The 25,458-nt window shown below is 69.3% G+C and carries 17 protein-coding genes and 1 pseudogene; 15 read left to right on the top strand and 3 right to left on the bottom strand.

The genetic code is table 11. The annotated features are described in order from the left end of the window. Positions 1 to 27 precede the first annotated feature (27 nt). Complete coding sequence (locus IT182_18455) at positions 28 to 540, top strand: hypothetical protein (GenBank protein MCC6165330.1); 513 nt, start codon at positions 28 to 30, stop codon at positions 538 to 540. Then, a complete protein-coding gene (locus tag IT182_18450) occupies positions 537 to 1,937 on the top strand; it encodes an amino acid permease (protein ID MCC6165329.1) in 1,401 nt (466 codons plus the stop codon). The genes IT182_18455 and IT182_18450 overlap by 4 nt, the downstream gene beginning before the upstream one ends. Positions 1,938 to 2,033: 96 nt before the next feature. Here the strand turns inward: IT182_18450 and IT182_18445 are convergent, their stop codons facing one another. Further along, a complete protein-coding gene (locus IT182_18445) occupies positions 2,034 to 2,969 on the bottom strand; it encodes a PEGA domain-containing protein (protein MCC6165328.1) in 936 nt (311 codons plus the stop codon). A 153-nt stretch (positions 2,970 to 3,122) separates the two neighbouring features. Between IT182_18445 and IT182_18440 the strand changes: the two genes are divergently transcribed. The 8 genes and pseudogenes from IT182_18440 to IT182_18405 all read left to right on the top strand — a co-directional run bounded on the left by IT182_18440 (position 3,123) and on the right by IT182_18405 (position 16,884). Continuing rightward, positions 3,123 to 4,505 carry a hypothetical protein gene (locus IT182_18440; GenBank protein ID MCC6165327.1) on the top strand — a complete coding sequence of 461 codons (1,383 nt, stop codon included), beginning with the start codon at positions 3,123 to 3,125 and terminating at the stop codon, positions 4,503 to 4,505. Positions 4,506 to 4,516: 11 nt separating this feature from the next. Further along, a complete protein-coding gene (locus tag IT182_18435) occupies positions 4,517 to 5,260 on the top strand; it encodes a fumarylacetoacetate hydrolase family protein (protein ID MCC6165326.1) in 744 nt (247 codons plus the stop codon). A 39-nt stretch (positions 5,261 to 5,299) separates the two neighbouring features. Continuing rightward, on the top strand, positions 5,300 to 5,947 hold the full coding sequence (gene fsa / locus IT182_18430) for a fructose-6-phosphate aldolase (GenBank protein ID MCC6165325.1): 648 nt from the start codon (positions 5,300 to 5,302) through the stop codon (positions 5,945 to 5,947). Positions 5,948 to 5,950: 3 nt separating this feature from the next. Then, positions 5,951 to 7,501, top strand: coding sequence for a methylmalonyl-CoA carboxyltransferase (locus tag IT182_18425; GenBank protein MCC6165324.1), 1,551 nt, complete (start codon positions 5,951 to 5,953; stop codon positions 7,499 to 7,501). Positions 7,502 to 7,584: 83 nt separating this feature from the next. Continuing rightward, positions 7,585 to 9,111, top strand: a pseudogene (locus IT182_18420) (ATP-grasp domain-containing protein). 14 nt (positions 9,112 to 9,125) lie between these two features. Then, positions 9,126 to 9,635: a hypothetical protein gene (locus tag IT182_18415; protein MCC6165323.1), complete on the top strand. Its 510-nt coding sequence runs from the start codon at positions 9,126 to 9,128 to the stop codon at positions 9,633 to 9,635. Positions 9,636 to 9,718: 83 nt separating this feature from the next. Further along, complete coding sequence (locus IT182_18410; protein MCC6165322.1) at positions 9,719 to 13,768, top strand: translocation/assembly module TamB domain-containing protein; 4,050 nt, start codon at positions 9,719 to 9,721, stop codon at positions 13,766 to 13,768. Further along, positions 13,768 to 16,884: a BamA/TamA family outer membrane protein gene (locus tag IT182_18405; GenBank protein ID MCC6165321.1), complete on the top strand. Its 3,117-nt coding sequence runs from the start codon at positions 13,768 to 13,770 to the stop codon at positions 16,882 to 16,884. The genes IT182_18410 and IT182_18405 overlap by 1 nt, the downstream gene beginning before the upstream one ends. Positions 16,885 to 16,919: 35 nt before the next feature. Here IT182_18405 and IT182_18400 read toward each other — a convergent pair whose 3' ends face one another. After that, on the bottom strand, positions 16,920 to 17,606 hold the full coding sequence (locus tag IT182_18400; protein MCC6165320.1) for a glycosyltransferase family 2 protein: 687 nt from the start codon (positions 17,604 to 17,606) through the stop codon (positions 16,920 to 16,922). A 64-nt stretch (positions 17,607 to 17,670) separates the two neighbouring features. On the opposite strand from IT182_18400, the gene IT182_18395 reads away from it, so the two are divergent. Both IT182_18395 and IT182_18390 read left to right on the top strand, forming a co-directional pair. Beyond that, a complete protein-coding gene (locus tag IT182_18395; protein ID MCC6165319.1) occupies positions 17,671 to 18,231 on the top strand; it encodes a hypothetical protein in 561 nt (186 codons plus the stop codon). Beyond that, entirely contained in the window at positions 18,228 to 20,264 is a 2,037-nt protein-coding gene (locus tag IT182_18390; GenBank protein ID MCC6165318.1) for an O-antigen ligase family protein, read from the top strand. The genes IT182_18395 and IT182_18390 overlap by 4 nt, the downstream gene beginning before the upstream one ends. Before the next feature lie 106 nt (positions 20,265 to 20,370). On the opposite strand, the gene IT182_18385 is transcribed toward IT182_18390, so the two are convergent. Then, positions 20,371 to 21,153, bottom strand: coding sequence for a CPBP family intramembrane metalloprotease (locus IT182_18385; GenBank protein ID MCC6165317.1), 783 nt, complete (start codon positions 21,151 to 21,153; stop codon positions 20,371 to 20,373). A 25-nt stretch (positions 21,154 to 21,178) separates the two neighbouring features. On the opposite strand from IT182_18385, the gene IT182_18380 reads away from it, so the two are divergent. The 3 genes from IT182_18380 to IT182_18370 are packed head-to-tail and all read left to right on the top strand — an operon-like array spanning position 21,179 to position 25,086. Next, a complete protein-coding gene (locus IT182_18380) occupies positions 21,179 to 22,612 on the top strand; it encodes a sigma-54-dependent Fis family transcriptional regulator (protein MCC6165316.1) in 1,434 nt (477 codons plus the stop codon). Between the two features lie 13 nt (positions 22,613 to 22,625). Then, entirely contained in the window at positions 22,626 to 24,470 is a 1,845-nt protein-coding gene (locus IT182_18375; GenBank protein MCC6165315.1) for a HAMP domain-containing protein, read from the top strand. A 16-nt stretch (positions 24,471 to 24,486) separates the two neighbouring features. Next, entirely contained in the window at positions 24,487 to 25,086 is a 600-nt protein-coding gene (locus tag IT182_18370) for a hypothetical protein (protein MCC6165314.1), read from the top strand. The last annotated feature ends 372 nt before the right edge of the window (positions 25,087 to 25,458 follow it).

Below are 25,458 nucleotides of genomic sequence, written 5' to 3'. Positions count from 1 at the left end.
CACGGCCAACCGGGTAGAATCCGCGGCATGATGCGCCTCGACCGTCGGCTCGTTCTTCTTGCTGTGATCGTGCTCTGCACGGCGGGGTGTCGCTCTTCGGCCACCGTACAGGAAGCCATCGAGATCCTCGATCTCACGACGGGGTACGACGATGGGGGGAGTGAGTCGGGGCAGAGCAGGCTCCTGCCGACGATCGCGTTCCAGGTGCGCAACAAGGCCTCGCGCCCCATCACCACCGTGCAGTTCAACGCGGTGTTCCGCGTGATCGGCGATCCCGAGGAGCTCGGCGCGCAGCTCATTCGAGGCATCGACTACAACGGCCTGCCGGCCGGGCAGACCGCCGGTCCGTTCACGCTGCGATCGCCGTTCGGCTACACGGGTGAACAGGCGCGCATCGAGATGTTCCAGCACGAAGGCTTCCAGGACGTGCAGGTGGAGTTGTTCGCCAAGCAGGGCGGCAACCAGTGGGTGAAGCTGGAGGAGCGCATCGTGGAGCGCCAGTTGCTCGCTGTTGCACCGGCGCCGGCGGCGCAGCCGTGACGCCACCTCATTCACCGGATGCCGACACGGCTTGGTCGGCAGGTCATCTGGAACGACGGCTGTCTGCGTACGATGCAGCAGCCGTTGTCGTCTCGAACGTCATCGGCAGCGGCATCCTCTTCATGCCGGCCATCGTCGCCGGGATGGTCGGCCATCCCGTGGCCATGCTCATGGTGTGGGTCGTCGGCGGCGCACTCGCGTTTGCCGGCGCGATGGCCTACGCCGAACTGGCCGCGCTCCGGCCGAAATCCGGCGGTGAGTACGTGTACCTGCGCGAGGCGTTCGGACCGCTGGCGGCGTTCCTCACCGGGTGGGCATCCTTCGTCGCGGGCTTCTCCGGAGCCATCGCCGCGACCGCGATGGGACTCGCCGGCCTGCTCGACCGGTTCTTTCCAGGTGCGGGCAACCCCACTCCCTGGGTCAGCGTCTCGCTCGGCATCGTGACGGTCGGCCTGTCGCCGCAGCAACTGCTGGCGATCGTGGTGATCGTCTCGCTGTCGGTGGTCCACGGCCTGGGCATCGGACCCGGGCGCGTCGTGCAGAACGTCCTCGCGCTGTTCAAGGTGCTGGTGCTGGCCGTGTTCGTGGCGGCGGGCTTGTCGATGGGTCAGGGATCGGTGACGCATTTCTCGGCAGGTGCCGATGCGTCGTGGACGCTGTCGGGAGTGCTGCTCGCGCTCGTCCCCGTGATGTTCAGTTACTCGGGCTGGAATGCGGCGTCGTATCTCGCCGAGGAGGTGAAGGATCCCGCGCGAAACGTGCCGCGGGCGCTCGCCATGGGCACGATTGCCGTGGTGGCCCTGTTCGTGGCCATGAACGTCGTCTACCTCTACGCGCTCGACATCAGGACGATGGCGACCGTGGAGGTGCGGGTGGTGGACGCCGCGGCGGACGTGCTGTTCGGATCGGGAGCCGCGACGGTCCTCGTTGCCGTCGGCATCGTCATCGCACTCGGTACGATCAGCGCCAATGTGTTCGCGGGCCCGCGCGTCTACTACGCCATGGCGCGCGACGGCCTGTTCCTGCCTGCTGCGGCCCGCGTGAATCCGAAGACGGAGACGCCGCTCGCCGCGATCGTGGCACAGGCGGTGTGGGCCGTGTCACTCGTGCTCACCGGGACGTTCGCCCAACTCGTGAACTACACCGGCTTCACCGTGGTGCTGTTTGCCGGGATCGCCGTGCTTGCACTCTTCGTGCTGCGGCGGCGGGAACCGGACGCGCCGCGTCCGTTCAAGGCTCTGGGTTATCCCGTGGCGCCCGGGTTGTTCGTCGTCGCCAGCGTGGCGATGGTCGTCAACGCGATCTGGCGCGAACCCCTGCCGTCGCTCGGCGGCATCGCCATCCTCGCCGCCGGCATCCCCGTCTACTGCCTGTTCCAACGCCGACGAACGGGCTGAAGCCTGGCGCTGCCCATCGCAATGGAGGCCAGGGGCTTCGGGCCCCTGGCGCTGACGAACGGACTGAAGCCCGTTCGCTCCCGTCCGGGTTCCGATCTATCGGCGCTTCAGGGTTGCGCTGATGGTCTGGTCGTCGCCGGGAACGACTGTCACGTTCAGCGTGACGGTCTCGTAGCCGGGCGCGCTCAGTTCGATCGTGTGAACGCCGCGCGTGATCTTCAGGCGCTGGCGGGCACCATCGAAGTCGTCGACGCGACCGGCGTAGAATCCGTCAACGAATACTTCCGCATCGCGCGGCTGCGCCTTCAGGCGAAGACTGCCGGTCGGCAGGCGCGCGTCGAGCGGGTTCGGCGCTCTCGTTCCATCCGTCCGTTCCGCGTACGCGCCGCCATCATCGTCGAAGTCGTCATCGTCGAAGTCGTCATCGTCGAAGTCGTCGCCGGCCGTCGCGCCGCCGCTCCAGTAGGGATCGCTCCACGTGCTCCCACCGTAGTAGCCGCCCCACATCCACGGATCCCAGAGGTAGCCGAGGGTCAGCCCGCCGTACCCCCATGGGTAGAAGTACCAGTCGTTCGGACCCCAGTAGATCGGGCCGCTGATGATCGGAGGCAACGTGGCCACCGACCCGCGCGGGACGCCATAGCCCGTCACGGGCGCGCCGTTGCGCGCACGGGAGTACGGAGGAATCGCCCCCACGGACGACCCGTCGCGACCGCCGGACACCCGTGCCGGACGACGGCCCGACGATGACGGCTGGCTCGGCCGGGAGGCGGTGCTCCCGCCGCCGCCCCATGACGCGCCCCCGCCACCACGCGGCTGCGCCACACGACCGGTGCTGCCGCTGCTCGATGACGACCCGCCTGAACTGCTCGATGACCCGCCGCGGCTCGAGGATCCCCCTGAGCTGCTGGAGGACCCACCCGAGCTGCCCCCGCCCGGGTTGCGCGGACGCTGATCGGCCCAGGCGACAGGCGAGCTGCTCGCGAGCAGGAATCCGGCGGCGACGAGAGAGGTGAGGAACGTGCGCTTCATGGGCAGACCTCCGATGGTTGTCCGCTTCACGTCGCTGCAACAATTCTGCCAGGGCTGCCTGCTCCATATGCAGGCTGATGACGGCGGCCGTGTCGCTGCCGCCTGTCCCCGCGAAGCAACAGTCCGTCGCCCACAGAGTACGATAGGGAGCCCGTGCGTCCCGTCCGCCCGTTCCTGTTCAGCCTCGTCCTCGCAAGTGTCGTCCTCACGGTCGTGGGGTGCGGCAAGAAGGGGCCCCCGCTGGCCCCGCTCCGCCCCGTGCCGGCCGCCGTCTCGGATCTCACCGCCACGCGACTCGGCGACGTGGTCCAACTGCGGTTCACGTTGCCGGCGGTCAACGCCGACGGTTCGACGCCGGCCAATCTCGCGCGCGTCGACGTGTATGCCGTGACGGGCCGGCCCGAAGGCCCGCTCGGGCGTCCGCTGACGCCCAAGGAGATCTCCACGCTGCTGACGCGCGTGGGCAGTATCGAGGTGCAGCCTCCGCCCATCGTGGTCGAGGGCGACGAGGCGGAGAATGCGCCACCGCCTCCGACACCCGCGCCGGCCGACGGTCGTCCCGTGCAAGGCACCGTCGTGTTCGTCGAGGAGACGCTCACCGACGCGCTGCGCGCCGAACGCTTCGCTCACCCCGACGCCGCGAAGATCGCGAAGTTGCGCGCCGAGGTCGGCGACGATGTCGACGAGGCGCCGGTGCCGTCGACGGAGGGCAGCGGGCGCACGCTGCTGTGGCCGATGCCCGACACGAGTGCGGCCCGCCACTACATCGCGCTGCCGTACTCGACGCGTGGTGTGCCTGGCACGCAGTCGACGGCGCTTGCGGTCCCCCTCGGGCCCGCGCCGCCCGCGCCGCCCGCGCCCAGCGTGACCCACGACGCGACGGCTTTCACGATCGCGTGGACCATTCCGCCGGGGTTACAGCGCCCGATCCAGGCCACCGTGACGGCGGCATCGTACGGCGCGGCGATGGCGGCCAAGGACATGGATGCACGCCTGCCGGCGCGTCCGATCGTGACCTACGGGCCTGCGCACACCTTCCGTGTGTACGAGGTGCCTCCGCCCGGCACCGCTGGTGGGCCACCGCCCACGCCGATCAGCGTCGAGCCGATCGAGGACACCACGTTCGTCGACGCGCGCATGGTGTTTGGTGTGCCGCGCTGCTACGCCGTACGCAGCGTGGAGCAGCGCGGTGCGATCGCGATCGAGAGTCCGCTCTCGGCGCCGACGTGCGTCACCGCGGCGGACACGTATCCGCCGCCGGCACCTACCGGGCTCGTGGCGGTCGGCAGTGGCGGTGGTGTGTCGCTCATCTGGGAACCCGTGATGGCGCCAGATCTGGCAGGCTATCTGGTGCTGCGCGGCGTCGAGGGTGAAGCGCTGCGCCCGATCACGGAGTCGCCGATCGTCGAGGCGACCTACAGGGACGCGACCGCGCAGCCGGGCGTGATCTACACGTACGCCGTGGTGGCCGTCGACAGGGCGACGCCGGCCAACGCGAGCCCCGAGAGCAATCGGGTGCGCGAAAGCGCCAGGTAAGGGAGGCATCAGTGGCGAGGATCTTCAGGACCCCGGCGGGGTACGTGGTCGAAGAGCAGGGCGCGTACCGCGCGCTCGACGGCGATCCGTTCGGCACGTGGCGTGCCGGCGCGGAGGTCGAGGCACCGGCGTCGGTGCTCGCCCCCGTCGTCCCGTCGAAGATCGTGTGCATCGGCCTGAACTACAAGGACCACGCGGCCGAGCAGGGCAAACCGTTGCCGGCCGAGCCGCTGATCTTCCTCAAGCCCTCGACGGCGATCGTCGATCCGGGGCAGTCGATCGTGATCCCGGACGGCGTGGGCCGCGTGGACTACGAGTCGGAAGTCGCGGTGGTCATCGGGCGCCGCGCGACGCGCGTGTCGGAAGCCGACGCGCTGTCGCACATCCTCGGCCTGACGTGCATGAACGATGTGACGGCGCGCGAGCTCCAGAAGAAGGACGGGCGCTACACGCGCGCGAAGGGCTTCGACACGTTCGCGCCGCTCGGCCCGTGCATCGCGACGGGGCTCGATCCCGACGCGCTGGCGATCGAAGGTCTGCTCAACGGGCAGGTACGCCAGCAGTCGAGCACGCGCGAGCTGATCTTCCCCGTCGCCACGCTCATCGCCTACATCTCGCGCATCATGACGCTGCTGCCCGGCGACATCGTCTCGACGGGCACGCCAGCGGGGATCGGTCCGCTCGCGCCCGGCGACGAGTTCGTCGTGTGTGTGGAAGGCATCGGCAAGTTGTGCAGCCCCGTGACGGGACAATGATCGTAGGGCCGGCTCTCCGAGCCCGGCCGGGAGGGACACATGAAGTTCTTCGTCGATACAGGGAACATCGCCGACATCACGCGCCTGCACGCACTCGGCATCGTTGACGGCGTCACCACCAATCCGTCGCTCATGGCGAAGGAGACGCGCGACTCACGCGAGATCCTCCGTGAAATCTGCGATCTCGTGCAGGGACCCGTGAGCGGGGAAGTGGTGGCCACAGATGTCGAGGGCATGCTGCGCGAAGGCCGCGAGCTGCGCGAGATCTCCGAGCACATCGTGGTCAAGGTGCCGTTCACGCCGGCGGGCGTGCAGGCGTGCAAGACGCTCACCGAGGAGGGCACCCGCGTCAACGTGACGCTCGTGTTCTCGGCGGCGCAGGCGTTGATCGCCGCGAAAGTGGGCGCGTACTTCGTGAGCCCGTTCGTCGGGCGCCTCGACGACATCGGGCACGACGGCATGGCGCTCATCGAGGACATCGTCGAGATCTACGACAACTACGAGTTCACCACGCAGGTGCTCGTGGCGAGCACGCGCGGGCCCGGCCACATCATCCAGGCGGCCAAGCTCGGCGCCGACATCTGCACGTGCCCACCGTCGGTGCTCGACGCGTTGTTCAAGCATCCGCTTACCGATATCGGGCTCGAGCGCTTCCTGAAGGACTGGGAGAAAGCGCAGCAGAAGTAGGCCATGACGCCCCAGAGTCCGTCCGCGCGGCTGTCTGCGCTCGAGGCGCGCGCCGAGCTCGGTGGCGGCGCGGACCGCATCGCGCGCCAGCATGAGGCGGGCAAGCTCACGGCGCGCGAGCGCATCGAGCGACTCTTCGATCCCGGCACGTTCGAGGAAGTCGACAAGCTCGTCGTCCATCGCTGCCGCGACTTCGGGATGGAGGCGCAGCAGTACCCGGGCGACGGCGTGGTGTGCGGCAGCGGACGCGTCGACGGGCGAGTGGTGCACGCCTTCGCGCAGGACTTCACCGTCTTCGGCGGGTCGCTGTCGGAGACCAACGCCGCCAAGATCTGCAAGGTGATGGATCAGGCCCTCAAGCTGGGCACGCCGATCGTCGGCCTGAACGACTCGGGCGGCGCGCGGATCCAGGAGGGCGTGGCGTCGCTCGCCGGCTACGCCGACATCTTCCTGCGCAACACGATGTCGTCGGGCGTGGTGCCGCAGATCTCGGCGATCCTCGGCCCCTGCGCCGGCGGCGCGGTGTACTCGCCCGCCATCACCGACTTCACGGTGATGGCCGAGCACACGAGTTACATGTTCGTGACGGGGCCCGACGTCATCCGCGCCGTGACGCACGAGGACGTCACGAAGGAAGACCTCGGCGGCGCGATGACGCACAACGCGCGCAGCGGCGTGGCGCACTTCGCGGTGCCCGACGATGAGGCCGCGATCGGACTGGTACGCGAGCTGTTGTCGTACCTGCCGTCAAACAACGTCGACGACCCGCCCGTGCTGCCGTCCTCGGATCCGGCAGAGCGCGAGATCCCCGAGCTCGACACGCTGGTGCCGGCGTCGCCCAACCAGCCGTACGACATGCACGACGTGATCGCGCTCGTCGTGGACGATGGCGCGTTCCTCGAGGTGCAGCAGCACTACGCGCGCAACATCCTCGTCGGCTTCGCGCGCATGGCCGGACGCCCCGTCGGCATCGTCGCCAACCAGCCAGCGCACCTGGCGGGCACGCTCGACATCGACGCGTCGGTCAAGGGCGCGCGCTTCGTGCGGTTCTGCGACGCGTTCAACATCCCGCTCGTCACCTTCGAGGACGTCCCCGGCTTCCTGCCGGGCACGGTGCAGGAGTTCGGCGGCATCATCAGGCACGGAGCCAAGCTGCTCTACGCGTACGCGGAAGCGACGGTCCCCAAAATCACGGTGATCACGCGCAAGGCATACGGCGGGGCGTACTGCGTGATGTCGAGCAAGCACCTGCGCACCGACGTCAACCTCGCGTGGCCCACCGCCGAACTGGCCGTGATGGGACCCGAAGGCGCCGTGAACATCCGGTACAAGCGCGAGATCGAGACGGCCGAGGATCCCGTGGCGGCCAGAGCCGCCCGCGCGCAGGAGTTCCGTGACGCGTTCGCGAACCCTTACGTGGCCGCGACGCGCGGCTTCCTCGACGAAGTCATCGCCCCCCGCCTCACGCGCCAGCGCATCTGCCGCGCCCTGGCCCGCCTCCACACCAAGCGCGAAACGATGCCCGCCCGCAAACACGGCAACATTCCGCTGTAGGACGGCTCACGGTGCCGGCTCGCTGACGTCCTGCCGGCTCCATTGTCACTGTCCTTGCCCATTGCCCGTTATCCTTTTGCCTTGTGCAGACTCTCCTGATCGCGAACCGCGGCGAGATCGCCGTCCGTGTCATCCGCGCCTGTCGCGAGATGGGCATCGCGACGGTGGCCATCTACTCCGACGTCGATCGTGAGGCGCGGCACGTGCGGTGGGCCGACAGGGCGTTTCCGCTCGGGGGGAACGCGCCGGCCGACACGTATCTGCGCATCGACAGCATCCTCGACATCGCGCGCCGCGGCGGCGCGGACGCGGTGCACCCGGGATACGGGTTCCTCGCCGAGAACGCCGCGTTCGCGCAGGCGTGCGTCGACGCGGGGCTGACGTTCGTCGGGCCGTCGCCCGGCGTCATCGCGCGCATGGGCACCAAGACGGCCGCGCGCGAGGCGGCGATCGCGGCCGGCGCGCCGGTGGTGCCAGGGACGGAGGCACCGGTCGGTCCTGATGTGCCGGACGCCGAGGTGCAGGCGCTGGCGGATGCCGTCGGATATCCGCTGATGGTGAAAGCCGTGGCGGGTGGCGGCGGCAAGGGCATGCGCGAGGTCCGCGACGCGCGTGCGCTGCTCGACGCGGTGCGCACGGCGCGGTCAGAGGCGCTCGGCGCCTTCGGTGATGCGTCGGTGTACTTCGAACGCCGCATCCTGCGTCCGCGGCACGTCGAGATCCAGTTGCTCGCCGATCACCACGGCACCGTTGTCCCGTTCGTGGAGCGCGAGTGCTCCGTGCAGCGCCGGCACCAGAAGGTGATCGAAGAATCGCCCGCGCCGCGCATGACGATGGCCCTCCGCGAACGCATGGCGGAGGCGGCCGCGTCGATCGCGACGGCGGTCGGGTACACCAACGCCGGCACCATCGAGTTCCTCGTCGATGCCGACGACAGCTTCTACTTCCTCGAGATGAACACGCGGCTCCAGGTGGAGCACCCGGTCACCGAGATGGTCACGGGTCTCGACCTCGTGCAGTGGCAGATCCGCATCGCGCGGGGCGAGCCGCTCGCCATCGATCCCGTGCAGGCGATCGTTCCGCGGGGCCACGCGATCGAATGCCGCGTCTACGCCGAGGATCCCGATCGCGGCTTCATGCCGCGGCCGGGGCGCATCACGGCGCTGTCGGTGCCCGGCGGTCCCGGCATTCGCGACGATGGCGGCGTCGACGCCGGCTTCGACGTGCCGATCTATTACGACTCGCTGATCTCCAAGCTCGTGGCCTGGGGACCCGACCGCGAGGCGGCGCGCGTGCGGATGCTGCGCGCGCTCGGCGAATACCACGTGGGCGGCATCCCGACGACGTTGCCATTCTTCCGCTGGATGCTGACCCAGCCGGCCTTCATCGCCGGCGATCTCGACACGACGATGCTCGACGCCGAGCTCGAGCGGCGCGCCGGCGAGCCCTTCCTGCCTGCCGACGCCGATCAGGAGCGGGATGCCGTCCTTGCCGTCGCCGCGCAGGCCTTTCTCGACGCGCGCCAGGCGGCCCGCGTGGCCACCGACGGTGCAGCCCCCGTCCGATCTGCGTGGGCCCTCGCGGCGAGGCAGGCAGCGCTCCGCAAGTAGAATGCCCGGTGGCGATGCGGTTGCACATCGAGGTTGACGGACGTCAGTGCCTGGTCTCCGTGTCGGCGGGCCGTGAACCCGGCACGCTCGACGTGCGCGTCGACGGCACCCTCGTCACCTGCGACGTTCGCCGCCACGGATCGGACAGGGTGAGTCTGCGACTGCCCGACGGCTCGATGCACGATCTGCTCGTCGAAACCGACGTGTCGTCGCGGGGACAGCGCGTGGTGCACGTGGATGGCCGCCGCGTGCCCGTTGGCGTTTTCAACGGCGTGCGTCGGCGCGCGGCGTCGGCGGTGGCGGGCAACGGTCCGCTGCGCGTCACGGCGCCGATGCCGGGCAAGGTCGTGCGCGTGCCTGTCGCCGCGGGGGATCGCGTCGAGGCGCGCCAGCCCGTCGTGGGGATCGAGGCGATGAAGATGGAGAACGCACTCTCGGCCGGTCGCGCAGGCGTGGTCAGGGACGTGCTCGTGCAGGAGGGTCAGTCGGTGGAGGCCGGCCGCCCGCTCGTGGTCGTGGAGTGAGCGTGCCAGACGAACCCGCAGGGACCACGCCTCCGCCGGATTCACCATCGCCGCCAGCAGACCCGGCGCCTCCGCGTCCTCGCGTGCGCGGACGCAAGCGTCGCTTCGTGTGGCGCCTCAGCAAGCGTGCGTCGGCGCTCCTCATCGCCGGCGTCGCCGCCGCGCTCGTCTCCGTACTCTCGATCGATCTCGGTCCCGGCCTGCGTGGACTCGCCGAACGCGAAGGCAGCAAGCGGCTCGACAGGGCGCTGCACATCGGCGGTCTTTCGGTGCGCCTCCTCACGGGCCAGTTGGTCATCGACGACCTGCGCATCGCCGGCCTGACGCCGGAGGACGAACCCTTCTTCACCGCCGACCGCATCACCGTCGGCGTGCCGTGGTGGTCGATCGTCACGGGTGAGCTCGTGGTCCAGGACGTGTCGATGCGCGACTGGGCGATGACGATCGAGACGTTCCCCGGCGGGCGTCACAACTTCCCGAAGATCTCGATCCCGAAGTCCGACGGCCCGAAGCGGTTCGTCACCACGCTGCGGCAGTTCACCGGTACGGGGGGCCGCGTCCACTTCACCGACCACGGCACGCCGTGGAGCGTCGACGTACGCAATCTCGACGTCTCGATCGCGAAGAGCGACCGCTATCGCGGCACCGCGCGCGCGCACGACGGCGAGATCCGCATCATGGGCTTCGAGCCGATGTGGATGCACATGCAGTCGGAGTTCATCGTCGACGGCCCGCGCCTGACGATGTCGCGCATAGATCTCCAGGCCGACGGCTCCGTCTCGCAGGTCCACGGCGAGGTCAACCTCGCCAACTGGCCGGAGCAGGTGTACGACATCGAGCGATCCACCATCGACTTCGAGCGCATGCGCGCGCTGTTCTTCGCCGGCCACGACTTCGTGCTCACCGGCACCGGGCAGTTCGCCGGCCGCTTCAGACTCGCGAAGGACTTCCGCGAACTCACCGGCCGCTTCCAGAGCCCGCGCGCACACCTCACCTCGTTCGACTTCGACGATGTGCGCGGCTCGCTGCTGTGGGAACGCGACAGGTTCGAAGTGATCGAGTCGCAGATGGGATTCGAGGGCGGCCGGCTCGACATCAACTACTCGTACGCGCCGCTCGGGGCACCGACGCCCGCGCACCAGCGCCTCGACGCGCGCTATCGCGGCGTTGACGTCGAGCGTGTGTCACGCACCATCGGGCTCGCCGGCATGCAGGTGGCAGGGCGTGCCGACGGACGGCACCTGCTGGACTTCCCGTCGGGCCGTTTCGATCTGCGGACCGGCGACGGCGAGATCGTGATCGCCGCGCCCGAGGGCCAGCGCATGCAGGGGCGCGAGCTGATCGATCTCGGCGCCCCGGAACCGCCGGCTCCCGATTCGCTCGACAGGGACGCCCCTCTCGGGCGCGTGCCGATGACCGCCGAGCTGCGGTACGCGTACGAGGGCGCGCGCATCGACGTGAGCCGGAGTTTTGCCGCGACCGAGGAGACGTACGTCGAGTTCACGGGGCGGACCGAGTCGGGCGATGCGTCGGACTTCGACTTCCACGTGACCAGCCGCGACTGGCAGGAGAGCGACAAGCTGCTCGTGGGCATCATGACGGCGGCGGGATCGCCCACGCGGCCGGTACTGGTCGGCGGCTCCGGCGTGTTCGACGGCAGGATGACGGGCCGCATCAGGTCGCCGCGCATCGACGGGCAGTTCAGCGGGCGCGACCTGCGTGCCTGGGACGTCACGTGGGGTACCGCGAAGACCGCGCTCACCGTGGAGGACAGCTACGTCGACATCGCGGACGCGGAGATCGAGAAGGACGGGGCACGCATGCGCGTGGCGGGCCGCTTCTCGCTCGGGTTCCCACGGCGCGACGGCGGCGAGGAGATCCGCGCGCGCATCCAGATGGTGGACTGGCCGCTGCGCGATCTGCGTCACGCCTTCGTGCTCGACGAGTATCCCGTCGAAGGGCCGTTGTCGGGCGACTTCCAGTTGCAGGGCGACTACACCGGCCCGCTCGGCTTCGGGCGGCTCCGCCTCGACAACGGTGTTGCGTACGACGAGCCCTTCGACACGGCCACGTCGGCGCTGCGCTTCGATGGACGTGGCGTCTTCCTCGACGACATCGTGATCGCCAAGAAGGGCGGACACGTGAACGGGTCGGCCTACGTCGCGTGGGCAGGCACCTACCAGTTCAAGGTGGAGGGGCGCGACATCCCCGTGTCGAGCGTGTACGCGCTCACGTGGGAAGGCGTGCCGCTCACCGGCGCGCTGCGTCTCGTGGCCGAGGGCAACGCGACGTTCCAGGCTCCTCGCTACGACGTGCGTGCGGCCATCGACGATCTCTACGTCGCCGACGAGGGCATCGGACAGGTGACGGCGCAGCTCTCCATCCGCGACCGGCAGATGTACATCGATGCGCTGGAGATGGCCTCGTCGCGCCTCGCCGTCTCCGGCACGGGTCGCATGCCGTTCGACGATGACGCGGACAGCGACATCACGCTGACGTTCGTCAACACCTCGCTCGATCCGTACATCCGCGTCTACAGCCCCACCTTCTCGCCTTTCACGTCGATGGTCGGCTCGGGTCAGCTCCGCTTCGTCGGCCCGTTCAACGATTCGTCGCGCCTCAGGGGCGACCTTCGCATCGACGCGCTCGCGTTGCGCCTGATCGACTATCAGCTCCGCAACGACGAACCGCTGCGACTCGCGCTCGGACGGGATCGCCTGCAGATCGATCGCATGCGTCTGGTGGGCGACGGCACGCGTCTCGACGTGGTGGGCGACGTCGATTTCGGCACCGAGCGCGTCAGCATCAGGATGATCGGCGACGCGAACCTCGGTCTCCTGCAGGGTGCACTGACCGACGTGCGTGCGTCTGGCGCGGCGGAGGTCTCGGCCGAGATCAGCGGATCCTGGCGGTCGCCCGTCGTCGGCGGCAGCGCGCTGATCTCGGATGGCCGCCTGCGGTACGCGGGCATGCCGCACTCGCTCGAAGCGATCAACGGCACCGTGCGCTTCGACACGGGCGGCGCGTCGCTCGAAGGCGTCACTGCGCGACTCGGCGGCGGCCCCGTGCGCTTCGCCGGCCGCGTCGCCTTCGCCGGCCTCACGCCGAGCGAGTTCAACGTGTCGGCCACCGGTTACGAGATGCGAATCCGCTACCCGGAAGGCTTCCGCTCGATCGTCGACGCAGAGCTCGCGCTCCGCGGCCCCATCGCCGATCCGACGCTGAGCGGTACCGTGCGCGTGCGCGACGCGGTGCTGACGCGGACGTTCGACACCAGCGGGACCGGCGTGTTCGGCCTGGCGGCCGGCGGGCTCACGACCACCGCGGGTGCGGCGGAGGAGTCGAGCTACCCGCTGCGGTTCGACCTGCGCGTCGAAGCGCCGTCCACGCTGCGTATCGAGAACAACACGACTCGCCTCGTCTCGAGTGCCGATCTGACGCTGCGCGGCACGTACGACAGGCCGCAGCTCTTCGGCCGTGCCGAGGTCGAGCGCGGCGAAGTGTTCTTCGAGGGCAAGCGCTACAACGTGCGGCGTGGCGTGATCGACTTCTCGAACCCGACGCGCATCGAACCCTTCTTCGACATCGAGGCCGAAACGCGCGCACAGGTGCCCGGCCAGATCTACATCGTCACGTTTCGCGTGTCGGGCACGCCCGATCGCTTCGTCTTCGATCTCTCGTCGGACCCGCCGCTCAACGCGGTGGACATCACGGCGCTCCTGTTCGGCGACGTGCGCGATCCCGTGAACGCCGAACTGCGTGCGCTGCGCGCGCCGAACCAGACCGAGCAGGATCTGATCGCCGCACGGGCCGCGCGTCTGCTCGCAAGCCCGATTTCGCAGAACGTCGGGCGCGTGGCGCAGCAGGCGCTCGGCGTGGACTCGGTGCAGATCACGCCGTCGCTCGTCAACATCGGCCAGCAGTCGTCGCGCCTCAATCCTGGCGCCCGCCTCACGATCGGCAAGCGGATCAGCGACAGGATCTACCTGACCTTCGCGCAGTTGCTCACGTCCGAGCAGCGCGACCAGCTCATCCTCCTCGAGTTCACGCAGAACGATCGCCTGTCGTGGATCGTGTCGCAGAACGAGGACGACACGTACGCCATCGACGTGCGCGTCCGCCACATCTTCTGATGCGCCTCGCCGTTGCCGCCTGCCTGATCGTCATCGCCGCCGCGAGCGGAGCCTCCGCCCGGCAGCCGGCACCCTCGCCGCCGGCCGCCGACGTGCGCGGACAGACGGTGACGGGCCTCGTGATCGTGCTCGACGGCGTGCCGACGACCGACAGGGGGCTCGCGCAACTGCTCGACGTTGCCATCGGCCGGCCGCTCGACCCGGCGCAGGTCAGGTCGTCGATCGAGCACTTCGTCCACATGCGGCGCTTCGCCACGGTCGACGTCTACGCCGAGCCGACGGGTACCGGCGTCCTCGTGCGAGTCGAGCTGGCGTCCGTGCAGCGCATCGGAGAGGTGCGTGTGGACGGCGCGTTGCGGCAGTTCGGCGGCGACATCGTGCGCGCCGTGCGCGAGCGGCTCGGGTCGTCGGCGCTGGCCTCCGACGCCGGGCAGGCCGTTGGTGTGGCCAACGACGTACTCGGTTCGCACGGCTTCCTGCGCCCGCAGACCGAGACGCGCATCGAGACCACGAAACGCCGCGACGTGGTCACGCTGGTGCTGACCGGCGATCCCGGCCCGCGGTGGCACGTGGGACAGGTGACGGTGACTGGCGTGCCACAGGCCGATCGCTCCGTGACCGTTGCTGCGCTCGATATCCGCCCGGGTATGCCGTACGACAGGGACAGCATCGATCGCCATATCGAGCGGTACACGCATCGCCTGCGCGAGGCGGGCTACTACGAGGCCGTGGTGCGGACCACGCCCGTCCCCGGTCAGGACGAGACGTCCATCGACATGACCGTGGACGTGGCGCGCGGCCCGCTCGTCTCGCTCTCGTTCGAGGGCGACTCGCTTCCGCCGCGCGTGCGTCGGGAGCTCGTGCCGATCCAGGCCGAAGCGAGTGTGGACGAGGACCTGCTCGAGGATTCGCGTAACCGCATCGTGACATGGTTGCAGGAGCGCGGCTACTGGCGTGCGCGCGTGTCGTATACGCGGAGACAGACCGACAACCGGCAACCGGCAACCGGCAACCGGCCACCGGAGGCGGATGGTGACCGGCAACCGGCAACCGGCAACCGGCAACCGGACGGAGATGGCGGTCGGCAACCGGCAACGGGCAACGGGCAACCGGAGGGACTGCCGGGCACAGGGCGATCGGAGCAGGCGGACGATCGCCTCGAGGTCGTGTACTCGATCGCGCGCGGGCGGCTGTATCGCGTGCGGTCGGTGCAGATCGGCGGTGCCCGGACAGCCTCCGAGGCGATGCTGCGCCAACGCGTGTCGCTGCCGATCGGACAGCCGTTCGTACCGTCCGCACTGGCGACCGGCATCACGGCCATCACGCAGCACTATCACGACAACGGCTACCCTGCCGTGCGAGTGGAGCAGGCGCTGGTCGACGTGAGCGAACCGTCGCTCTCGCCGGACGTCGATGGGTTGCTGGACGTCAGGCTGCGTGTCGACGAGGGCGCGCGGGCGACATTGTCGTCGGTGGCCTTCGAGGCCGCGGCGGCGATGGACGAGTCGGTGCTGCGGTCGGTGCTGACGGTCGCGCCGGGACAACCGTTCTCCTCGGCGGCCGTCGTGGCGAGCCGCGAGGCGGTGCTGCGCCGCTATCTCGACGAGGGCTTCCGCCACGCGCAGATCGAGGCCAGGCTCGACGCCGGGGACACGCCCGGTGCGATCGCCGTCACGTTCGTGCTCACCGAAGGCCGGCAGACGATCGTCGATCGCATTCTCGTGGTCGGACACGTCCGCACGAGCGAGGACACGATTCGCCGCGAGTTGCGCATCGCGAGTGGGCAGCCGTATGGCCTCGGCCGCGTGTTCGAGAGCCAGCGGCGCCTCACCGCGCTGGGCCTGTTTCGCAGCGTGCGGATCACGGACGTCGGCCAGGACGGGCACGCGGAGCGCGACGTGGTGGTGACCGTCGAAGAGGCGCCTGTCACCACGCTCGGGTACGGTGCGGGTCTCCAGGGGGGCCAGCGGCTGCGGACCGTGGCCGACACCGGTGCGGTGGACGAGACCTTCGAGTTCGCGGCGCGCGGGTTCCTCGAGGCCGGCCGGCGCAACCTGTGGGGCAAGAACCGCACGCTCGGGCTCTTCCTCCGCGCCAGCGTCAGGCCGCGTGACTATCCCGGCGACCCCGACCGCGACGGCTCCGGGCTCGCGTTGAACGAGTACCGCGTGCTCGGCACGTGGCGCGAGCCGCGCGCGTTCGGCGACAGCGCCAACCTCGACGTCACCACGTTCGTGGAGCAGGCGATCCGATCGAGCTTCAGCTTCAGGCGCCAGCAGGCGCGCGTGGACTGGTCGCGCCTGCTGGGCGAGCACACCACGTTCGTCGCGCGCTACGGCATCGGCCGCACGGAGTTGTTCGACGCGCGCGTCGCGCCGGAGGATCAGCTCAACGTCGACCGGCTGTTTCCACAAGTGCGGATTTCGTCGGTGACCAGTTCCGTGATCCGCGACACGCGTGACGATCCGCTCGACCCCGGACGCGGGACGTTCGTGGCCGTGGATGGCGAGCTCGCGGGGCGTTCGATCGGATCCGAAGTCGGCTTCAACAAGACGCTGCTCCAGGGATTCATCTACCGTCGTCTTCCCGGAGCGCTGCGCGTGGTGGTGGCCGGCGGCGCGCGGCTCGGACTCGCCCGCGGCCTGCCGCGTGAACTCGCGCGCATCGGCGACGATGGCCAGCCGCTGTTCGGGCCTGACGGCGTGGCGCTCGTCGACGTGGTCACGGATCTGCCGGCCGCCGAGCGCTTCTTCGCGGGTGGCGACAACACCGTGCGCGGTTTCGCGCAGGATCGGCTCGGGGAGCCAGCCACGCTCGATCGCAATGGGTTGCCTACGGGGGGCAACGCGCTGCTGATCTTCAACAGCGAAGTGCGGGTGCCCGTGTGGCGGGGGCTCGTCGCGGCGGGCTTCATCGACGCGGGCAACGTCTTCCAGCGTGTCTCGAACCTGGATCTGGCCCGCATCCGCGGCGCGGCCGGCGTCGGCGTGCGCTACCTCTCCCCGATCGGTCCCATCCGCGTCGACCTGGGCTTCAAGTTGTCGCCCATGACCTTCGCCAACGGCATGAAGGAGAGCCGCACGGCGCTTCACATCACCGTGGGCCAGGCGTTCTAGGAATGCCGAATGCCGAATGCCGCGATGCCGAATCGCTATCGGAACCAGTTGTACCTGACGATGCACCAGAGGGCGCGCACGCCGTCCTTCCAGCCAATCTTCTTGCCTTCTTCGTAGGTGCGGCCGTCGTAGGAGATCCCGACCTCGTAGATGCGGACGCGCAGCTTCGCGATCTTGGCCGTGATCTCGGGCTCGAATCCGAAGCGGTTCTCTTCGACGGTGATGCCCTGGAGGACTTCGCGCCGGAAGACTTTGTAGCAGGTCTCCATGTCGGTGAGATTGAGGTTCGTGAACGCGTTGGAGCAGAGCGTCAGGAACTTGTTCCCCATGTAGTGCCAGAAGTACAGCACGCGATGCGCATCGCCCCCGGCGAAGCGTGAACCGAACACGACGTCGGCCCGTCCTTCGAGGATGGGCGTGATCAGCTTGGGGTACTCCTGCGGGTCGTACTCGAGGTCGGCATCCTGGATGATCACGATGTCGCCGGTGGCGGCGGCAAAGCCCGTGCGCAGTGCGGCCCCCTTGCCCTGGTTGCGTTCGTGGTACAACACGCGGACGTTCGGTGGGAACTCGGTCCGCTGGAGCAGGTCCCGCGTGCCGTCGGTGGAGCAGTCGTCCACCAGGATGAGATCCTTGTCCACCGCCACGTCCTGCACCCTGTCGATCAGGTGCAGTAACGTGTGGACCTCGTTGTAGACAGGAATGACGACAGTCAGTCTCATGCAGGCACGGTGCCGATGGGCAACCGCGACAGTATATCTGGCCGTGTTGGCCACCTGTACCGTCGTGCCTGACGCCGCTCGCGCCCAGGCCATCCTCATCGATCGTCTGGTGGCCACCGTCGGGGATCAGGCGCTGACGTGGCGCGATGTGGAGGCCGCGCGTCTGCTCGGCTCGGTCGCCGCGGCGGGTACGCCGCAGGAGGCGATCGACAGAGTCATCACGCGGGAGTTGATGCACATCGAGGTGACCCGGCTCGCCGTGGCCGTGCCCATCGCCGCCGCCGTGGACGAGCGGTTCGACAGGGCGCGACAACGGGCGGGCGGTGCAGCCGCCCTGGCGCGGGCGCTCGAGACGATCGGCCTGACGGAGGCGCGTGCGCGCGACTGGGTGGCTGACGACATCCGCATCGACATCTACGTGGACCAGCGATTCACTGCGGCGGCGCAACCGACCGACGCCGAGGTCGCGCAGGAGGCTGCGTCGCAAGGGGCTGTCGCGCCGACGCCGGACCAGCGCGAAGCGGCGCGGCGTCGGCTCGTGCAGACGCGCCGCGCCGCGCTGATTGCCGACTGGATCGCCGGCATTCGCGCGCGCACGTCGGTGCAGGTCGCGGGGGGCGCGTGATCCAGGCGCCACTCGACGGTCCAGTCGTCGACCGACGTCCGGCCTCGCCGTGGACGGACCTGGCCGTTCGCGTGGCGGTGTTGCCCCTGCTGGCGGTCTACCTGGGTGGCCCCGGCCAGGTCCTGCTGGCGTCTCCGCAGATCCCGACGTGGGTACGCGCACTCCTCATGGCGCTGGTGATGGTCGCCATCGCCAGACCTCACTGGTCGCCGGCGGTGCTGATCGGCATAGTGCCCCTCCTGCCTGTCTGGCCGACCGTCGAGCCATCGCTGCCACGTGAACTGGTACACCTCGTGGTGGCCACTCAGGCCATCCCGTGGTTGGTGTACCGGATCGCCGGTCGCCGCGGCGACGGCAGCAGCCTGTCGAATGGCTGGGCGCTGCTCACGGTTGTCGCGACGGTGTCCCTGCTGGTGACACTCACGCCGGAACCCTGGCGCGGACTCGATCTGCCGCACGTGTGGCGGCAGGTCCAGGCCCAGATGCCGGCGTACATCTTCGGCGTGGACCGTGCGCTCGTGCCGAGTGCGCTGCCCGAGTGGACCGTCATCGTCGACGGCTTGTCGTGCACGCTCATCACCGGATGGGCGACGACCAGGGCGACGCGAGAGCGGATCCTGCGTGCTGCGGGGGTGGCGGCGATCGCGACGGCCGTCTTCGGCATGGTGCAGGCGGCCACGGGCATCGGGTTGCAGCACGCCTGGCGCGTCTTCGACGCGGGGATTGTCCGGATCAATGCCACGTACGTGGACCCCAACGCGCTCGCGGCGTTCTACACGCTCGTCGCGCCGGTCATCGCGGGGTTGGCGCTCAGGTCCTCCGGGTGGCGTCGAGGGGCCTGGGCCGCCGCCGGCGGCATCGTCTTCGTCGCGACGGTGATGACCGCCGGTCGCGCCGGCCTGCTGGCGCTCGCGGCTGGCGCGTTGGTGATGGTCTGGCTCGGTCTCAGGCGCGACCTCGACGCCATCGATCCGTCGGTGTTCGTCCGGCGGCATGCGCGGCGCGCGTTGCGGGTGTCGGTCGCGACGGTCGTGGCGTCGATCGTCACGTGCACGGCAGTCGGGACCGCGCTCGACATCAGGCACGAGCAGCAGACGTCCTATCTGCACACGTGGCTGTACACGTTCAACCTCCGTCAGCCTCCAGACGCCATCGCGAAGGGACGCATCGCCGTGTGGCACGTGGCGCTGACGATGATCCGCGAGCGGCCCCTCGTGGGGCAGGGCGTTGGACAGGCGCCGCTGCAGTTCGAGCGTGTGCGGGCGCAACTCGGCATCGAGTCGTTGCCACCCAACGCGTATCTGTCGCCCCACAACACGTACCTGCTGGTGACCGCCGAACTCGGCCTGCTCGGCCTCGGCGCGTTCCTGTTGCTGCTCGTGGCCGTGGTCATCGGGATGCGCGCACCGGGGAACCTGCCGATGGGTGCGTCCACGGCCTGGCCCGTCGTTGGCCTCTTCGGCGGCCTGGCGGGATACGCCCTCACGATGCTGACGGGAGACCGCATCCTGCTGCGGGAGGACGTGGTGGTCGGCACGATCTGCACCGCGTTGGCCACGCTCGGCGCCGGTCGGCCGCCGCGCGCCTGGCGCCTTGCCGCGGCGGCGCTCGTCGGCGTGACGCTCGCGTCGTGGCCGATCCGCGCCGGATGGGTGGGGTCCTCGGCCGACTCCGTCGACCGTCCGCCGGACGAAGGGGTGTATTTCGCCGAACAGGGATCGCGCGGCGACATGTATCGCTGGACCACCGGCGACACGGTGCTCTACGTGCCCGCCGGTTCCTATCGCGTCGAGATCCCCTTACGCAACCTCTCGCCCGGCGTCCAGCGTCTGGACGTCTCGATCGACGAGCGGCCCGCCGATCAGCGCGATCTCGAGTCAGGGCCCTGGACGACGCTCGAGTACCGGCTGCCGGCCCGCCCTGACGGCCGCTGGCACACGATCCGGCTTCGCGTGACGCCGACATGGCAGGTCCCCGGCGACGGTCGCATCCTCGGCGCCATCCTCGGCGAGTGGCGGTACGAAGCCCGGTGACAGGGGATGCCGAATGCCGAATGACGAATGACGAATGACGAATGGCGAGAACGTCCGGGGGCCACAATCCGGTGCCCGGTGCCCGGTGCCCGGTGCCCGGCGCCCGCTACGTCGTCGGTGGGAGCAACCCGTGTTTCGACGCGTACTGGTAGAGTGCGATCTCGACCAGGTTGAACAGCGCGTGTGAGACGGCGGGGGCGACCATGCTGCGGCGGGCGAGGTACATGAGGCCCCACAACAGGCCGAGCGCGCCGGTGATGAGGGCGGCGTCGAAGCCCTGCGTGAGGTGACCGAGGCCGAAGGCGACGCTGAAGATCGCGAGACCGACGGCTGCCCCCCCGAGGTCCCTTTCGAACCGGTGCAGGATGAACGCGCGCTGCACCTCCTCACGCACGCCACCGGCCAGCACCACCACGAGGGCGAAGATCGCCACGCGCCACGGCGAGGTCAGCATGGCCTGCAGCGGGTTCTGCGGCACGTTGTGCAGCCACGGCGCCGCGAACTGGACGAGCGCGCCGAGCGAAATCACCAGGATGAACACGAACGGCAGCCACGCCACGCCGTGTCGGACCTCGACGTTGATCGGCCCACGCCCGAGGAGGACCGCGCGCGGACTCTCCCCGCCGAGTCTCAGGAAGAACGTCGCCAGCGCGACGATGGCGCACGTATCGAGCAGGGACACGTCCACCACGAACGAGAACGGCAGGACACCGTCGCTGGCCGGGCGTGCGCCGGCCACGATGAGCAGGCCGCCGATGAGGATCTGGGTCGGCAGGCCCGAGCACAGGAGCACTTCGAGCAGCGACAGTGCCCGCGACCGGCGTGGCAGGGCCGGCAGGCTGGACTCCAACGGCTGAGGCGCCTCGTCGAGCGTGTCGGGAACGGTCACCGTGTAGATGTTACGCTGTGGGGCGATGCCCAGCGAGATCGCGTCGTCATCACCGCAGTCGTCGGATTCGGGCCAGGGCCAGGCATCCGGTGAGCGGATCCTCGTGGTCGAGGACGACCGCGCCGCACGCATCGGTCTCACCGAGTTGATCCGGGCGTGGGGATATGTGGCCGAGGACGCCGCCGACGGCGAGGAGGCGCTCCAGAAGATCACCACGTTCCGGCCAGGGATCGTGCTGACGGACCTGGTGATGCCGCGCATGGACGGCCTCGGCCTGCTGCGGGCGTTGCAGGACCAGCTCACGGACCTGTGCGTCGTGATTCTCACCGCGCAGGGCACCGTGGAGACCGCCGTCGAGGCCATCCGCGACGGCGCATACGACTACCTCACCAAGCCCGTCGATCCGCATCGCCTGCAGATCCTGCTCGCCAAGGCCGTCGAGCGGCAGGAGACGCGGCGGGAAGTACGCGTCTTGCGGCGTCAGCTCCGCGATCAGGGCAGCTTCGGCCGCATCATCGGTAACACGCCGGCCATCAGGAAGCTGTATCGCACGATCGAACAGGCCGCGCCGACGTCGGCCTCCGTGCTTGTCTGGGGCGAGTCCGGGACGGGCAAGGAACTGGTGGCGCAGACGATCCACCAGCTGAGCGACCGCATCCACCAGCCGTACATCGCCATCAACTGCGCGGCGATCCCGGAGACGCTGCTCGAGAGCGAAATCTTCGGGCACGAGAAAGGCGCGTTCACGGGCGCCGTGGAGCGGCGTCTCGGCTGCTTCGAACTCGCGCATCGCGGCACGCTCTTCCTCGATGAGATCGCAGAAATGGTGCCTGTCACGCAGGTGAAGCTCCTGCGCGTGCTCCAGGAGCGCACGTTCCGCCGCCTCGGCGGACGGACCGAACAGAACGTCGACGTGCGCATCATCGCCGCGACCAACGTCAATCCGCTCGACGCCGTCCAGCGCGGCAAGCTGCGCGAGGATCTCTACTACCGGCTCAACGTGGTCTCGATCGAACTGCCGCCGCTGCGCGAGCGCCGCCAGGACATCCAGCTGCTCGTGCAGTCGTTCATCGGCGAGTTCAACGCGCGCAACGGCCGCGACGTGCGCGGCGTGTCGCAGGACGCGCTGGCGCTGCTCGAGCAGTACCACTGGCCGGGCAACATCCGCGAACTGCGCAACGTCATCGAGCGGGCCACCATCCTCACGCCCGGCGAGTTCATCGAGGCCGCGCAGCTGCCGCCCGAGCTCTCGACGCCGCAGGCCAGGACCAGCGAACGCCACCAGATCACGCTGAGCCCGGGCACCACCGTGGACGAGGCCGAGATGCGGCTCATCGAGATCACGCTGGCGCACACCGGACAGAACAAGACGCGGGCCGCCGAACTGCTCGGCATCAGCCTCAAGACGCTGCACAACAAGTTGAATCGCATGAAGGGGCGCGATCAGTCCGTCGACTGAGCGTGCGTGGCGCATGCGTCTGAGCTACCAGACCCGGCAGGCGCTCGGCGTCACCTGCATCGTCGCGATGACGGTCGTGACGATGAGCGTGGTGTACCTGGCCGCCCACGCGCAGACGCTGCTCGCCGAGAGCGAGGTGCGCGGACGCATGCTCGCCAACGCGACGTACCAGCGCGCCTTCACGCTCGTGCGCAGCCGCGAGACGGCGGCCGCGGACCTGCAGGCCGATCCCGGCCTGCGCGACATCCTCACCTCCGCGATCGGCTTCGCGCAGAACGTCACGTACGCGACGATCACCGACGTCCGCGACGTGGCGCTCGTCCACAGTTCGCCGACGCTCGAAGGCACCGTGGTGCCGGTGCAGCCGTCTCTCGAACACCTGCTGCAGGAGGGCCCCTTCACCCAGTTGCGCGGCGTGTGGGACCAGCGCAGCTACGAGGTGACGCAGCCGCTGCTGCTCGGCGACGCGCGCTTCGGCTCCATCCGCATCGGCGTGTCGACGGTGCTCATCTGGGACGGCATCGAGGACACGCTGGCGCCGATCGCCGGCGTGTCGGTGGCCGCGATCCTGCTGGCCACCGCGGTGTCGTGGCTCATGGCGCGCCGTTTCCTGCGGCCGATCCACGTGCTGCAGAGCGGCATCGCGCGTCTCGGCCAAGGGGAGGAGGACGTCAGGCTCGACTTGCCGGATGATGATTTCAAGGATCTCGGGACGTCGTTCAACGCGCTGAGCCAGTCGGTGTCCACGATCAGGTCGCAGCTGGTCGAGCAGGCGCGGCGTGCCGAATCGGTCGTCGAGCGCCTCGAAGACGCCGTCGCGATCGTCGGCCCGACCGGCGACGTCGTGTTCGCCAACGCGGCGATGAAGGCGCTGCTGCCGGCGTTGGAGGTCGGCGCGCCGTTTGCGGCGGCGGCACCGGAGGCACATCCCTGCCGGAGCCTCGTCGAACGTGCGCTGGCCGTGAAGGCGTCTCGCGGTCCCGTGATCGCGGATCTCCCCGCGGCCGTGGGCGAGGCGCGCAGCCAGCAGCAGTTGATGGCCCACCCGGTGGCCGATCAGACGCGCGGGTTCGTCGGCGTGATGCTCGTGGCGCGCAACGTCGGCGCCCTCTCGCAACTCCAGACCATGCTGCGGTATTCGAGGAAGCTGGCGTCGTTGAACCGGCTGTTGGCGGGCGTGGCGCACGAGGTGAAGAACCCGCTCAACGCCATGACCATCCACCTCGAACTCCTGCGGCAGAAGCTCGGAAGGCGGCCGGCAGTCGCCGCGGGTGGCGGTGCCGGTGGTGGCGTCGTCGCCACCGCTGCGCCTCCCGAAGGGCTGATGAGCCACGTGTCGATCATCGGCGAGGAGATTCGTCGCCTCGACGACGTGGTCCAGGGCTTCCTGCGGTTCAGCCGGCCCGAGGAGTTGCAGGTCGAGCCCGTCGACGTCGCATTTCTGCTCCAGGACATCGTCGACGTGGTGCGTCCGCAGGCCGAGCAACAGGGAATCGCCGTCGAAATGGCGGCGCCCGAGCGCGTTGCCATCCAGGTCGACCGCGCCATGGTGCGGCAGGCGCTGCTCAATCTGGCGTTGAACGCGATCGACGCGATGCCCACCGGCGGCACGCTCGCGTTGCGGGCGCAACCAGTCGAGGACCAGCAGGTGCAGATCGACGTCGTCGACTCGGGGATCGGGATCGAGCCGGAGCACCTCGGCAAGGTGTTCGATTTGTACTTCACCACGCGCGAGCAGGGCAGCGGGCTGGGGTTGTCGATGGTGTACCGGACTGTGCAACTGCACGACGGCACGATCGAGGTCGAGTCGTCGCCGGGCCATGGCGCGACGTTCCGCATGCGGTTGCCGCGTGCATGATGGCGGGGAGGTGCGAGTGAGACAGGGACACGCATCGAAGGCGACGCCGAACCGGGCGGTGCTCGTGGCGCTGCTCTGCGGCGTCAGTGTCGTGGGGTGTACCAGGAGCAAGCCGGTTGCCGCCCCGCGCGTGGTGGCGCTCGAGATGCCGCCGCCGCCGGCGCGCGTGATCTCCGTGCCGCCGGAGCCGGTACTGCCGACCGAGGCCACGACCGTCGAGCGTCCGGCACCGGCCAATCGGCCCACGCGGGCGGCGCGCAGCACCCAGGGGCGGACCGAGCCGCCGAAGCAGGCCGAAGCGCCGAGCCCCGCCGCGCCTGTCGAGACGCCCCTGACAGCACCCGAGCACATGCCCGCTCCGGGACCGTTGCTGCGGACGCCGCAGACGGCTGACGAGGCGAACGCCGAACGGCGCACGCGCGAGGTACTCGGCCGGGCGACGGGGCTGCTCGACCGCGTCAATGCGGCGCGTCTCGGGCAGCAGGCGCGCCAGCAGCACGAAACGGCCCGCCGCTTCGTGGATCAGTCGCTCCAGGCCCTGTCTGAGCGCAACTACCTCCTGGCGGCGTCGCTGGCCGACAAGGCCGAAACCCTGGCGCGCGGGCTGAGCCGGTGATTGGTGAAATGCCGCGATGCCGCGATGCGGAGCCAGGCCCGTGCAATTCTGAAATCGTGAAATTCTGAAGTTCCCACCGGCCACCCCCGTAAGTTCCGCTGCTGGAAGGTGTTGCGGGGTATTCGGTCGACTGACTGCATATTGGGGCGGTGGACTACTGCACGCACAAGATGTGGTGGAATTTCCCGTTGACAACCCCAGCCGACGGGAGCATAGTGGCACTCCGTAGCGCCGAAGTTCGCCCACCCGAAGGCACCCAGCCCCTCGGAGCGACGCGTCCCTGAGTCACCACGAACGAGGACGTGCCGCAGGACGGATCACGCCTCCCACAACCGGTGTCTGCTGACCCGTGCCGTGTCGATCGGCACACCC

The organism is Acidobacteriota bacterium, from assembly GCA_020845575.1.
Classification (GTDB): Bacteria; Acidobacteriota; Vicinamibacteria; order Vicinamibacterales; family Vicinamibacteraceae; genus Luteitalea.
The sequence above is the reverse complement of the archived record's forward strand: the minus strand, read 5'-3'. Positions and strand labels throughout refer to the sequence as shown.